The organism is Paramaledivibacter caminithermalis DSM 15212 (assembly GCF_900142245.1).
GTDB classification, from domain to species: Bacteria; Bacillota; Clostridia; order Peptostreptococcales; family Caminicellaceae; genus Paramaledivibacter; species Paramaledivibacter caminithermalis.
In genome coordinates, this window is record NZ_FRAG01000009.1 from 12,478 (window position 1) to 26,805 (window position 14,328).

12 protein-coding genes are annotated in these 14,328 nt (G+C 26.4%); 11 read left to right on the plus strand and 1 reads right to left on the minus strand.

Annotation, left to right across the window (positions count from 1 at the left end):
• Positions 1-16 precede the first annotated feature (16 nt).
• The gene (locus tag BUB36_RS05150; RefSeq protein WP_073147708.1) at positions 17-1,015 is read right to left on the minus strand and encodes a hypothetical protein; all 999 of its coding nucleotides are present in this window, start codon (positions 1,013-1,015) and stop codon (positions 17-19) included.
• 145 nt (positions 1,016-1,160) lie between these two features.
• Between BUB36_RS05150 and BUB36_RS05155 the strand changes: the two genes are divergently transcribed.
• The 11 genes from BUB36_RS05155 (at position 1,161) to holA (ending at position 14,269) form a co-directional block, all read left to right on the plus strand.
• The gene (locus tag BUB36_RS05155; RefSeq protein WP_073147710.1) at positions 1,161-1,742 is read left to right on the plus strand and encodes a hypothetical protein; all 582 of its coding nucleotides are present in this window, start codon (positions 1,161-1,163) and stop codon (positions 1,740-1,742) included.
• A gap of 149 nt (positions 1,743-1,891) precedes the next feature.
• Positions 1,892-2,836 carry a hypothetical protein gene (locus tag BUB36_RS05160; protein ID WP_073147712.1) on the plus strand — a complete coding sequence of 315 codons (945 nt, stop codon included), beginning with the start codon at positions 1,892-1,894 and terminating at the stop codon, positions 2,834-2,836.
• Between the two features lie 102 nt (positions 2,837-2,938).
• Positions 2,939-3,376: a hypothetical protein gene (locus BUB36_RS05165; RefSeq protein WP_073147714.1), complete on the plus strand. Its 438-nt coding sequence runs from the start codon at positions 2,939-2,941 to the stop codon at positions 3,374-3,376.
• Positions 3,377-3,725: 349 nt separating this feature from the next.
• Positions 3,726-5,951, plus strand: a complete 2,226-nt coding sequence (locus BUB36_RS05170) for an Eco57I restriction-modification methylase domain-containing protein (RefSeq protein ID WP_073147716.1) — start codon at positions 3,726-3,728, stop codon at positions 5,949-5,951.
• A gap of 120 nt (positions 5,952-6,071) precedes the next feature.
• Positions 6,072-7,526 (plus strand): hypothetical protein, encoded by a 1,455-nt coding sequence (locus tag BUB36_RS05175; RefSeq protein WP_073147718.1) that lies wholly within the window; start codon positions 6,072-6,074, stop codon positions 7,524-7,526.
• A 212-nt stretch (positions 7,527-7,738) separates the two neighbouring features.
• Positions 7,739-8,242, plus strand: a complete 504-nt coding sequence (locus tag BUB36_RS05180) for an ECF transporter S component (protein WP_073147720.1) — start codon at positions 7,739-7,741, stop codon at positions 8,240-8,242.
• 173 nt (positions 8,243-8,415) lie between these two features.
• Positions 8,416-9,153, plus strand: coding sequence for an MBL fold metallo-hydrolase (locus tag BUB36_RS05185; protein ID WP_073147722.1), 738 nt, complete (start codon positions 8,416-8,418; stop codon positions 9,151-9,153).
• 82 nt (positions 9,154-9,235) lie between these two features.
• A complete protein-coding gene (locus BUB36_RS05190) occupies positions 9,236-9,526 on the plus strand; it encodes a hypothetical protein (RefSeq protein ID WP_073147724.1) in 291 nt (96 codons plus the stop codon).
• Between the two features lie 93 nt (positions 9,527-9,619).
• Positions 9,620-10,714 (plus strand): YibE/F family protein, encoded by a 1,095-nt coding sequence (locus BUB36_RS05195; RefSeq protein ID WP_073147726.1) that lies wholly within the window; start codon positions 9,620-9,622, stop codon positions 10,712-10,714.
• 185 nt (positions 10,715-10,899) lie between these two features.
• Positions 10,900-13,215, plus strand: a complete 2,316-nt coding sequence (locus BUB36_RS05200; protein WP_073147728.1) for a DNA internalization-related competence protein ComEC/Rec2 — start codon at positions 10,900-10,902, stop codon at positions 13,213-13,215.
• Between the two features lie 16 nt (positions 13,216-13,231).
• A complete protein-coding gene (gene holA / locus BUB36_RS05205) occupies positions 13,232-14,269 on the plus strand; it encodes a DNA polymerase III subunit delta (RefSeq protein ID WP_073147730.1) in 1,038 nt (345 codons plus the stop codon).
• The last annotated feature ends 59 nt before the right edge of the window (positions 14,270-14,328 follow it).

Here is a 14,328-nt window from a genome sequence, read left to right on the forward strand (position 1 = left end):
TATACACCCCTTATCTTTAGTTATTATTGTTACTATCTATCAATTCTTTATCTATATAAATTATTTTACCAGAAGTAGTCAATAACTTATATTTATTTTTAGAAAAATTACACAAGTTTTTATAGTCAGTTTCACTATCTCCTATTATAAATACAGGGATGTTTTTGAAAGTTACTATGTTTTCCTTTCTATTAAATTCTAATAGGTCTTTATTCCAATAATATTTATATTTATAGGAATTGCTATATATTAATTTAAAATCGCTGCTTTTTGGAATAGTAATAGAATTAGATGTTGTATATTTATTTTTTATTCCTGAAACAGCAATGTAAAGAGTATGGTTTTCAATAAATAAAATATTATTTTTAATCATATTTTTACTCCACTGGTTTTCTGGTGCTGTTTCATCAATCCATATATCTTTAAATATTTCTTCAAAAAATACGATTTCTTTTAATTTTTTTTCAAAAACTCCACTGTTATAAAAAAAGATTTCTAAGAACTTTTCATAGTAAAATCCTCCAAGTCTTTCATCAGCCATTTGATATACAACCAAAAAGTCATATTCTTTATCTGGGATTTCAATAAATTTAATTTTTTCTATGGGTAATAGGTTTTCGATTTTACCAAAGAAACTATAGTTTTGATCATTATCAATAAAGATGCATACTACAGATAAATCTTTGGACAAATTTAATCCAATTATCAGTTCTTCTCTTTTGTTTGGTATAACATTACCCTTGTATATTTTTAAATCTATATAATCTAAATAGTCTTGCCAATTAAGGTATTCGATAGCATCTAAGCATATTTTCTTTATTTCTGATTCGGCTTCTCTTTTTTTGACTGGATTATCACTATTATACTGTTTAATAAGATTATAGGGAATGAATGTATTGTAAATGGTGATAGTATCAATTGCTGAAGTAAATATTATACTGAAATTTTCATAAGTAAAACAAATGAATGAAGTAATAAAAAAAATAATTGACATTGTCATAATAATTTTCTTCATTTAAGCCCCTCCTTTGTATAAATATATGAAGCTATTTCTAAAATACTCCTTAGAGTTACAAAAAATAAACTGACAAATTAAAGGGTGGATAAATATTATGTAGTAAGGACTAGTGTGTCAATATCTAAAGAAAGGAGGAAAAAGTTTGTATGAGATACAAGATATAATAGAAACACTTGAAAAATTTATAAAGACATTTATAATTAAATATGAATACGAAAATATTGGCATAATTAAAAAATTTAGAATAGATAGCAGAAAAAATCTTGAGATAGATGAAAGAAAGTGGTGCAGGCTTTTTTTGAGAAAGTCTTGTTTGAATTATTGTTGTAAAATTATACTCCTAAGAGTATTTGAAGATAAAGGGAAAATAAAAAGCAAGTTAAATAGTGAAGGAATTGCTGTATGGAATAAGTTGGTAAAAAATATTAAAGATAGATATGATAAGCTTTATGACATTGCAATAATTGATATTACAAATGATGAAGATATTACTTTTCTTAAAAGTGTTTTTGCTGAAAGTGATTATGATATATATGAAATTGACAAAGAATTAGCTAGTATAATAGTACATGGACTAAGTAATATAGATTTGAAAGATATTACTAATGAAGATTTAAAAATTATCTTTAGAACTCTATATCCTCTAGATGAAAGGGAGGAGTATGGATTTAATGATTTCTATAAAAAGGCTCCTGCTTTAGACTATATATTAAGTCTAGAGTAATATGTTTATTCAATTAGATATTCCAGTAAAACAGTTAATTTATACGTATCAAAGATCCTTAAAAACTCTGGATATTTTGATACGTATAAATTAAGTTCTACTATTGGAAATCTATATAATAAAAATATATATTTATAAAGGAGAAGGAAATGAGTATAATAATAGATGAATTTAGAGTACTAGAAAATGAGCTTATTAATAATGTATTATATTTTGCTTTAGGAGACTATTATTCTGAAGAAATTGCTAATGCCAAGTATATTTTTAGAAAAATGTTAGATGAGAATAATTATTCTCTTGATGAAAAAAATTTTACCTATTGGCTGTTGTGGGATTATAGAATAAAAAATGGAAATAATTTTTTTCAGGAATATAAGAGAGTATGTGGAAATAAACTAAGTGAAAAGCAATATAAAATGCTGGAAGGTCTATCTAATACATATTTATCAATTTATGAAATTACTTCTTTAAAAGAAGGAAAAAAATTAACAGATATTTTCTCCAAAAAGGAGATACTTGTTAAAGAAGGCTCAGAAACGTTAAATAACAATAACCTTTTAATTGGAAGAATTGTAGAATTAGATGGACAAAATTATTTTTTAGATGAATGTTCTACACTAGACAAACGTTTTATAAATGCAATAGAAAAAGGATTTTATGAAAAGTTTGAAGAATATAAGAAAAAAAATAGAATATGCAGTATTGAAGAATTTATTAGAAGTAATTCAGTTTTGGTTAATAGCTTTACTAATATTATTGATGATATAAGAAAAAAGCAGATTGAAATCGACAATAAATATGATGTATATCAAAGCAACTATGCAGTTTTAGACTATGAAAAACTATGTACTGCTTTGTCTAGAAGTCCCAATATAGAATTTGATTATAATGATGATAGAGGTGCTTATTATATTATGTATGAAGAGAAACAAAATAGGGTTTTAAGTGAAATTGTACTAGCAAAAAATAAATTAGAACTAGAATGTGTTTCTAATAAAGATAGTGATGATGCTAAAAAAGTAATAGAAGATATGGCAGGGGAATATATAAAATATATGAATGATGAAGTAGTTGTTTTAGATGATATATTGTAGATTAAATAATTAAATTCATATGGATATATGATTTGACAGTTATTGATAATGATAGTAAAATAAATTGTAATATAATTAATTGAAAGGGGTTCATTTAGCTTTATGGATACTGCTAGTGCGGATTTATCTGAGCCGTATGAGGGGGATAATTATAAAATCAATGTACAAAAGACAGTAGATGATATTCAAATGGAAAGAATGATAAAGGATATAAAGGTATTATTAAACAAATATAAAGATCCCAAAAAACATATATATGATTATTTAAGAAAAGTTGAGAAAAAAATGGAGAATAAGAATATTGAGGTCGAGTATTTAGTTGATAAAAATAAGATAAAAAAATATATCGAAAAGCATCCATATTTTAAAAATCCTTGTAATTACCATATTAGATTATTGACGATTATGAAGTATTTAAAGAAAAAAGGAATAGACATAAGAATTAAGGATATTGATTTGATAGTTGATGAAATAGTTCAAGAAATAGATGGTGTAAAAAAGATCGGTGATGGTAAATATATTAGAGTTTTAAAAGGATAAGTTTAGAAAGGTCCTGGCACAAAGAGTGCTGGGATTTTTATTTGCTAAACATATATAAAGTCTTTACTTAAATTTCTATAATATTTCTTGTGAACAAATATTTGGGATAAAGCTTAATTTAACATAGTATCTTTTGCTTGAGTTAGTAATCATATTAAAATATAATATTAGAGATAAATAACTTCAAGGTTTAATAAATTTCACAGAAAAAATATATAGAATTTGCATAGGTAATGCTTAATTTATACCTGTACAAATAAATAATGTTTTTGGGTGTTTGGAGATGTATAAATTAAAGTCTTTATTTAAACTTCTATAGAAGAAAATTAAACTAATAGGAGCATGAATAATGAAAAATTACATGGTAAAGAATCTAAATGAGATGTTTGAAAAGCTTAATATAGATTATGATGAAAGGGAAGAATTATTAACGTATTTAATAAGGAAAGCTGTGCTGGAAAAGTATGAAATAGATTGTGATTCATATATCAATTTTTTATTTCAATTCTTTGGTAAGACAGATAAGAATCTAAAAGAAAATCCATTCCAAAAGAAAATAGGAGAGGCTGGTTTGAGTAATTTAGATATACTAAGTATATGTGGAATTTTAGATGAATACTTAAGCCATGAAAAGCGAGAGGTGACAGGAAGTTATTATACCCCCACTTATGTAGTAAAGTATATGATTTCTAATTCTTTAAAAGCTTATATAGAAGAAAATACTAAAATTGATACCAGTTATGTTGATAGGCTTATAGATCATGGGACTATTTGTAATATAGGAGATGAACAATTATTTGATTTGTTAAATATATTAATAAACCTAAAGATTATTGATATTTCTTGTGGTTCTGGATTGTTTTTGTATTATTTTTTTCAGAAAATATATAGTATAAAGATACAAATATATAATAAGCTAGAATGTGAATATGATGAATATTATGAGAAGAAGTGGATATTAGAAAATAATATTTTTGGGATAGATATTCAACGAGCACCTCTTGAAATGATTACTTTAAAATTTATAGATATACTTGCTAAATATAAAGATTTTAATCTTAGCTCCTTAAATTTTAATTTATATAAAAAAGATAGTGTATTGGGAGATGAAATTTTTAAAGCTTCAAAAGTGAAAGAAGTAGTAGATGAAGGTGGATTTGATATAGTCATAGGTAATCCTCCGTATATAGGAGAAAAAGGAAATAAGGATTTGTTTGGGAATATAAAGAAGTATGAGTTTGGGAAAAAATATTATGAAGCTAAAATGGATTATTTTTATTATTTTATCTATAGAGGTATAGATATTTTAAAGGCTAAAGGCATATTATCATACATAACAACAAACTATTTTATTACTGCAGACGGTGCTAAGGGTTTAAGAAAGATATTAAAGGAAAGGGTAAGCTTTAAAACTATAATTAATTTTAATGAACTGGAGATTTTCAAAGCTGCAAAGGGGCAGCACAATATGATTTTCACCTTAACTAAAGGCAGGATTAAAGATAAACATATAGAAATTAAATACATGAAAAAAAGTGATTTAAAGATAAATAAAATTATAGATATAATTAACAACAAAGAAGTCAACAATGATAATGTATCAAGCTATATATTAGAAAATCAAAGTAAGCTATATGACGGAAATGGAAATATTATGATTTTTCCACAAAAAGAATATTCTCAAATACTGAGAAAGATAAGACTGTGTAGTGAACTAACCTTAGGAGATATATGCAATATAAATCAAGGTATAGTTAGCGGAGCTGATAAAGTTACTAAAAGAATAATAGAGAGAAAACTAAAGAAAGAGTATGTGGAAAAAAATAACATAAAGATAAATAAAGGAATTTTTGTATTAAATCAAGAAGAAATAATAGATCTTAATATTCAAAGTTGTAGATTGCTTAAGCCATTTTATAAAAATAGCAATATCAAGAAATACTATACAAAAAGTTTTACCAATAAATACATATTATACTTCACAGATAATAATATTCAGTGTAGTGATTACTGCTTTATAATACAGAAACACCTAAAGAAATTTAAAGATGTTTTAATCCAAAGAAGAGAAACAAAAAAAGGAACTAGAAACTGGTTTGCACTCCAATGGAGTAGAGAACAAAGTATTTTTGAAGGGGCAAAAATAGTTGTTCCCCAAAGAGCATTACAAAATAATTTTGGTTATAATGAAGATATGTGGTATGCAAGTGCTGATGTATACTTTATTACTGCAAAACAAAAAAATATTGACCTCAAGTTGTTATTAAGTATTTTAAACTCAAAGATAATGTATTTTTGGCTATATAATATGGGCAAAAGAAAAGGAGATTATCTTGAGTTATATTCTACGCCATTAGCTCAAATACCTATAAATTTGCAATTGGATAATAATATTAAAGAAGAAATTGTTAGAACAGTTAATAAAATCCTGTCTTGCTGCAAAGATAATTATAATTATGAATTAGTAGAAGAATGTCAAAATAGAATAGATAATATGTTATATAGGGTATTTGACTTTCATAAAGAAGAAATAAAAGCAATAGAAAAGCTTTATGTTGATAAACATTATAAATAAATTAACTCACCAAACTAGTTTCTACCTAGGGCATTACAAAACAATAAAATTTTATTTAATATCTTGGCAGGTTAAATTATATATCCATAATCAGCTAAAGAATAAGGAGTTGGGAAAATAATGAAATATAATAAAACTCTGTTAATACTCTGTGGTGTTATACTGTTAACATTTACTATAGCAAAATATTTAAGGGATGATATGAAGGTTATAAGTTTATCAAAACAACAGCATGAAGATAATGACTTAGAAATTATTGATGGAGAAAATCATATAAGGTATGTTTCAAACCTAAATACTATTAAAGACATAGTTTGGATAAATGAAGATATTGTTCAATTTAAAGGGAAAGATGGAGAAAGTGATATATTTAAAGTATTTCAATTTAATTATACGGATAAGGATTTTTCCTTAAATAATAATTACAAAGAGGATAAATTCTATAATAAGGATTTTAAAGAAAAGATTGAATATGTTAAGAGAATTGATGAAGATAATTATGCTATATACGTTGAAGGAAAGGGGTTATTTCATGCAATTAAAGGTAAAAAGCCAATATTTATAGCTAACAATATTAAGTTGGACGATAAATTACTACTTAAAATATCAGATAATAAAAAAAAGATAGCTTATTATGATCCTAATGAAAAAATGATAAAGATTTATGATTTTATCAATAATCAATCAATAAAAATAGAACAAGACATCAATGATGAAATATTAAATGATTTTGAAGATAATATTAATTTTTCTTATGAAGGGGGCTACTTGACTGTATCTAATATCAATAGAGAAAACTTTAAAGAAAGTTATTTTACCGTATATGGAGCAGATTCAGGTAAGATGTATGTTGAAAAGCTTATGGGAATAAATCCTGTTTGGGGAAATAATAATCTTTTTATAGCATTTACATATATACAAGATAATTCTATAGCAAATACAAAAAAATCAAGTATAGAAAATTTAGTTGGTGACAGAATTGGATTTTTAAATTTAAAAACAAGAAAAATAAAATATGTGCAGAGTATAAATAAAGGATATAAAGTTATAAAACCTGCAATATGGAGTAAAGAAAAAGAAATATTGATAGTTATTGGTAAATACTCTAAAGATGAAAAAAAATATAATTTTAATAGTATCTATTCTTATGATATAAATAAAAATACCATTACTGATTTAGCTGGATATTTTGAAGAAACAAATGATATTGGTTACGATTTCGAGGTGCAAATATATGATAACTATATTTATATCTCTTCACAAAATGAAAGCCAAGAAAATATTGTTAAAGTCATAGATTTAATAAATAGAAGAGAAAATGATTTAAAAAATCTTCAGGAGTTCATTACCAATTGTGAATATGATGATAGAAAACTTCTTTATAAAGAGATAGATTCAGATAAGTTTCTGTATGTTCAGAATAATAGTATATATGTATCTGATTTAAAATCAAATCATCTTAAATTTAAGACATCGGGTATAGTTACTGGTGTTTATGAATCACCAAATAAAAGTAGATTGTTTATTATTAGTAAATTTGGAGAAAAATACGAATTGGCAATTGTTAATTTATAGCAGTTTAGATTGAAAAATAGGGATACTGGATAATATTAAACATTGAAGGTTATTAGTAAGCTGAAGTTATGATTGTAAAAACAAAGGGGTTATTGTATCGATACAATAATCTCTTTGTTTTTATGGTTGTATTATATTTACAATAGATACAATTTGTTATATAATTGAAATGGAATAATACATAACAATACAATTTTGTGGAGGTAGATACAATGGGTAATATTAGTACAAAAGAATTAACTATTATGGGGCTATTGACGGCTTTAGTGACTGTTTCAACAATAGCCATTACAATACCGATACCTGCAACAGGTGGATATCTAAATTTGGGAGATAGTTTTATCTTTTTAGCCGCTATAGTATTTGGATGGAGATATGGCTTAGTGGCAGGAGGATTAGGGGCAGCGCTGGCGGATTTATTAGTAGCACCAGCATATGTTATTCCAACCCTCATAGTTAAGGGGGTTATGGGATTTATTGTAGGGAAAATAGCTGATAATGATAATGACAATTTATTTAATTATAGAAATTTGACTGCAATTATAATAGGAGCTGTTTGGATGGCATTAGGATATTATATTGCTCAAACTATAATGCTTGGTAATTTTAAAACGCCTCTTGTTGAATTCGGACCTAACGTACTTCAAGGACTTATAGGAGCATTGATATTTTTCCCAATGGCTTTAGCTATAAAGAAATCTAAAATTTTAAAATAATATATTTAAAAATCATACGGAAAGCCTATATCTACAATAAATTGATATAGGCTTTTGTTTTTTGGCATAATTAGTAAACTTTGTGGTAAAATCTTAGTAATAAAGACATGCTACAATTACAAAAGGGGCATTAGACGATTTTGTCCTATAAAAGTCAATAGGAGGGATATTAAATGCAAATTACAATTTTAGGAAACTCAGGACCATATCCTAGAGCTGGTGGTGCTTGTTCGGGATATCTTTTGGAGGATGAAAGATTCAAAATTTTACTAGACTGTGGTAATGGTGTATTAAGCAGACTATTAGGGAAAATTAAAAGTTTAAATGACTTAGATGCAATAATATTAAGTCACCTGCATTTTGATCATATTTCAGATATAATGGTTATGAAGTACGCTATTGGTATTAATCAAGAAAAAGGAATGACAAATAAAAGTATTCCTTTATATGCTCCAAATGACCCTCAAGATATATATGACATGCTACAGTTTAAAAATGCCTTTAAGCTTAATGAATTAAATAGTAAAAGTATTTTAACCTTTGGTGATATGAAAATAAGTTTTGAATTAATGTCTCATCCTATAACAACATATGCAGTGATTGTTGAGAAGAAGGGGAAAAAATTTGTATATACAAGTGACACTAAATATTGTGATGTATTAATTGAAATGTCAAAGGAAGCAGAGTTGCTTTTATGTGAGTGTAACTTGTTGGAGAAAGATAAAACAGAAGATGCTTATCATTTGTCAGCTAGAGAAGTTGGGGAGGTAGCTGCTTTGGCAGATGTAAATAAGCTTTTATTGACTCATATATGGCCTGAGTATGATTTGAATGAAGTGCTTAATGAAGTAAAGATTATGTTTTCTGGTGACGTAGAAATAGCAACTGAATTAGAAACCTTTGAAATATAGAAGGGGTTAATCTAGGTTCAGGTATCTTAAAAGCAATTTTTACATATAATAAGGTTAAAATGACCTAAGGAGGATGAAGTAATTGTTAAATAGCATATCTGAAAGACGAATAAAATTAAAGGATAAATACAAATTATATCTTGAAGTACCAGAGAAGGAGTACTTAACAACGTACGATAATGAAATCAGTGTAAAAAATGCTAGGGATATATTAACTCAATTCTTAAAATACCATCAGGATGATGGTAGAATAGAAAACACTGAAATAAAACATGATAAAAATAATCACAGTATAAATATTGAAGCTGATTTAATTTATATCGGAAATGATCATATGGATCCTAAAAATTTACCTACATATTTGAATCATTAATCAATGACAGGGTAAGGTTTAAAAACTTACCCTGTCATTGATTTTATTTGTATAAATTTAATGTTATAATTACTATAACTATAATTTGACGAGGTGATATTTTTGGTAAAAAGAATTCTAGCTTTAATTTTGCTAATATTTGCTATATTTAGTTTTTATGCCTATGGAGAGGAGGATATAACTACATTTGAAAAAGCCTTGGTATTACAAGTTGTTAATGATGAAAATATAAGTGATGAAAATATTAATGGAGTTCAATTTGTTGAACTAAAGATATTAACTGGAAAGTATAAGGGTAAGACCTTTAACATAGAAAATGTTCTATCAGATCATCCAGTTTATGATATTCCAGTAAAAAAGGGTGATAAGGTATTGGTATTTATGGAAGTAAATGAAGAAGGTAATCTAGAGGTGAATATTACAGATTATGTAAGAAATAATTACATATATATTCTTGTTTTGATTTTTGTAATAATTCTTTTATTAATTGGAAGAATCAAAGGATTAAAGACAATACTAACTTTAGTATTTACAATGCTTATGATATTTAAAGTTCTTTTGCCCTTAATGCTTAGAGGCTATAATGCTGTATTTATAACTATATTAATATCCGCTATTGTTACTATTGTAACAATTACTATTATATCAGGTTTTTCGAAAAAAAGTGCTGCGGCAGTTATTGGAACAGTTTCTGGTGTGTTGATTGCAGGTTTTATAGCCTTCATTATAGGGACAAAGGTTAAATTAACTGGATTATCCAGCGAAGAAGCTGTTATGCTATCATATATACCTCAAGATATTAACTTTAATTTTAGAGATTTGTTATTTTCGGGTATATTGTTGGGAACCTTAGGAGCTGTAATGGATGTGAGCATGTCAATAGCATCGGCTATAGAAGAAATAAATAGAGCTAATTCTAAACTATCTATGAAGGAATTATTTATATCGGGAATGAATGTTGGTAAGGACATCATGGGAACCATGTCAAATACTTTAATTCTTGCATATACAGGAAGTACAGTTCCTTTGATGTTGTTATTTATGGCCTATGAGACATCCTTCCTTAGAATATCTAATATGGACATTATTGCTACAGAAATAATTCGCTCCCTTGCAGGTAGTATAGGGTTGATTTTAGCTATACCTTTAACTGCTGTAATTTCAGCTATGTTAATCAAGAAAGAGTAAGGATATTTTGCTGTTAGCCGCCAGATAACATCCATAATGAATGTTATAAAAGTTTATTTTTATACACTAGAGGCTATGGAGATTTTAAATTTCCATAGTTTTTTTATTTTAAAGGAAGAAGGAAATCAATCATATGGATAGAAATGTAAATATAAGCAAAAATAGCAAGAGGTGAAAGGGTTGTTATGTATAGAAGACCTATTATTAATATAACTATAGCCTTAATTTTAGGTATTATAATTCAATACTATCTGAGATTACCTATAAAAATCATATATATAATATCATTTGCCCATTTGATGTTACTGATAATATTTATATATTTAAAGCAAAGAGGAAAAACCATCATAATATTTTTAGCTATACTTTTTTTAGGGGCATTACATCTAGAGTACGAATATAATACCGAAGATTATATAAAAATCTTTGCCAACAAAAAAGTAGGTATTATAGGAGTTTGTGAGCAGAAATATATTTCAGATAGAAGTGTGTATATACTTCATGTCAGCAATATCAAGTATAAAGGGAAAAATTATAAATTAAATAGTAAAATCTTGTTTAAGATTTTTGATTATGAAGGTAAGAGTTTAAATAATAAGAAAATTATTGTACGTGGAAGAGTAAAAATACCAGACAAAGCTAGGAATCCTAAAATGTTTGATTATAATCTTTATTTAAAGACCCAGGGTATTAATGCAACGTTAAATACAAATGGTTATAATATAAAAGTTATTGATACAGGAGACTTACCGTTATTAATAAAGTTAAGACATAGAATTAAAAGTTATGTATATGTAGAAGCATTAAATATTTTACCAGATGATGAAGGTAAACTGGCTTTAAGTATAACATTTGGAGATAAAAGGATTATTGAGGAAAGTATATATAGTTTTTTTAAAGCAAGTGGCACAGCCCACACATTAGCAGTGTCTGGATTGCATTTTGGTATTCTATTTGTTTTTATTGATTTTATACTGAAAAATTTAAAAATAAAGGAAAAATATAAGTCCTTAATTCTAATACTTTTAATTTGGGTTTTTGCATTTATTGTAGGTTTTTCACCTTCAGTTATAAGGGCTTCTTCAATGATTACATTAAGTGTTAGTGCAAACTTAATTGATAGAAGATATGATTTGTTTTCAGCCTTAGCTTTAATTTGCCTTATCAATACTATAATAAATCCTTTTATGATATTTAACATTGGGTTTCAGTTATCTTTTTTAGCAGTTATATCAATTGCATTATTCTATAGACCTATTTATGAAAGACTAGGAATTCTTCCAGGCTTAGTGAGAAAAATGTTTGCTGCTACTTTGTCTGCTCAAATTTATACTTTGCCAATTATTGCTTATCATTTTAACATTTTTTCACCTATTGCATTGATAATTAATATTCCAGTTGTGTTATTAATTACAATAATTTTACCTTTAAACTTAATATTTTTCATTTTGCTATTTATAAATATAAATATTGCAAAATTTATAGCCTTTTTTGATAAAATACTGATAAAGCAATTAATAATAGTAAACTCAATATCTACGTATTTTCCATTTGCTAGTTTTAATGTTATTTCACCGAGCTTATTATTTCTTGTAACATTTTATATTGGAACAATAATAGTTTTGCATAAACATAAAATTCCCCAAATAAATAAATATGAGATAAGGCATGTTATATCAATATTCCTTGTTATAATCATAATTGTAAATAGCTTTAAATTTGTATATTCAAATAAATTGAAGATTACTTTTGTTGATGTAGGACAGGGGGATTGTATACTTATAGAAACCCCAAAAGGAAAGAATATACTAATAGATGGAGGGAAGTATAAAAAGGGTTTTTTATCTAAGTTTTTACTTAAAAATCATATATCATATATTGATTTGATATGTGTGACTCATATTCATGATGATCATATTGGAGGAGTAATTGATGTCATAGAAAATATAAATTTTGGATCGGTAGTTATAGGAACAAAGTTGTACTCATGTGAGGAATATAAAGAATTAGCTAACAAATGTTTTGCTGAGAATACTCCTATAAGGGTGCTTTCTCGAGGAATGACTATTGATTTAGAAAAAGATCTTAGTTTAACATCAATCAATCCAGCAACAAGGGTTATGAATGATACCCATGATGATGTCAATAATAATTCTTTAGTTTGTATTCTAAAATACAAAGAGCTTGAGGTTTTATTGACTGGAGATATTGAAAAGGAAGCAGAGGAGGAAATAATCAGAGAAGTTTCAAGACAAGATATTGATGTTATTAAGGTGTGCCATCATGGAAGTAATACATCAAACATACCAGAATTTATTGATTATTTTAATCCTGAAATTGCTGTAATTCAAGTAGGTAAAAATACTTTTGGACATCCACATAGGGATACTATTGAGACATTACGTAAAAAAGGTATAGAAATATATAGGAATGACACAAACGGTGCTGTTATAATAGTATATGATGGAAAGAAAATAAAGATTGATACAATGATTGAATAATCTTGAGGAGGAAACAATGGGATATAAGAGTTTATTGAAAGATATAGAGGAAGAAAATATTGCAAAAATATATTTGTTTTATGGTAGTGAAAAATATTTAATTAAGAAAAGTATTGCAGCAATAAAGGATAGGTTTATAAATAATGCCAACGATGAAAGCTTTAATTTTAGTTACTTTGATGGACTTCATGACGATGTCGATGTAATTTTAAACTCTTGTGAAACATTACCTTTTATGGGAGAGAAGAGAATAGTATATGTTAAAGCAAAAGAAGCTTTTGGCAGCAGTAAGTGTATTTTAAGTAAAGATAATGAAGAAAAGCTTATAAAATATTTACCTAGGATACCAGATACAACATGTTTAGTTTTTGAAGGCGGAGAAAAAATTGATAAAAGGAAGAAGATTGTAAAAGAAATACAAGCCAATGGAAAAGTTATTGAATTGAATAAATTAAATAGATTAACTCTTTCAAAATGGATTCAAAAAATATTAAATAAGAATAATAAAAAAATAACAGTTAAATCCTTAGAAAGTCTTATAGATTCTTTAGGATATTTAGAAAAAGATTCTAATCAGACCCTTTATGATGTAGAAAATGAGATTAAAAAGTTATGTAATTATACTGCTGATAAATCAAATATTGAAACCTGTGATATAGATAAGATAATGAGTAAACCCCTTGAGAATAACATTTTTTTACTAGTGGATGCAGTAGCTGACAGGGATGGAAATTTAGCATTAAATGTATTCAATCAAATGTTAATTGGAGGGGAGCCAGAGGGTAGGATATTACATATGATTATTAGACAATTTAAGATATTGTATAAGGTTAAACTTATGGTAGACAGAGGTTATACTGCTACTGCAATAGCTCCGAAGATATCCTTGCCACAATATATAGCTAAGAAATATGTAAAACAGGCTAACTTTTTTACAGATAAAGAATTATTAGATATATTAAACAGATCATTGGAGGCTGATAGGAAAACTAAAACTGGGAAAATGCCTCCAAAGCTTGCGATAGAGATGTTGATAACAATGTGTTGTAGTTAAAAACATCTTATTATAAATTTAAGGGAGAAACAGGTTTATAAAAATTATTCAAATGAAAT

Bases quoted from the DNA above. Each gene is read 5' to 3' on its own strand.
- BUB36_RS05150 (WP_073147708.1), bottom strand. From the start codon at position 1,015: ATGAAGAAAATTATTATGACAATGTCAATTATTTTTTTTATTACTTCA.
- BUB36_RS05160 (WP_073147712.1), top strand. From the start codon at position 1,892: ATGAGTATAATAATAGATGAATTTAGAGTACTAGAAAATGAGCTTATT.
- BUB36_RS05165 (WP_073147714.1), top strand. From the start codon at position 2,939: ATGGATACTGCTAGTGCGGATTTATCTGAGCCGTATGAGGGGGATAAT.
- BUB36_RS05170 (WP_073147716.1), top strand. From the start codon at position 3,726: ATGAAAAATTACATGGTAAAGAATCTAAATGAGATGTTTGAAAAGCTT.
- BUB36_RS05175 (WP_073147718.1), top strand. From the start codon at position 6,072: ATGAAATATAATAAAACTCTGTTAATACTCTGTGGTGTTATACTGTTA.
- BUB36_RS05180 (WP_073147720.1), top strand. From the start codon at position 7,739: ATGGGTAATATTAGTACAAAAGAATTAACTATTATGGGGCTATTGACG.
- BUB36_RS05185 (WP_073147722.1), top strand. From the start codon at position 8,416: ATGCAAATTACAATTTTAGGAAACTCAGGACCATATCCTAGAGCTGGT.
- BUB36_RS05200 (WP_073147728.1), top strand. From the start codon at position 10,900: ATGTATAGAAGACCTATTATTAATATAACTATAGCCTTAATTTTAGGT.
- holA (WP_073147730.1), top strand. From the start codon at position 13,232: ATGGGATATAAGAGTTTATTGAAAGATATAGAGGAAGAAAATATTGCA.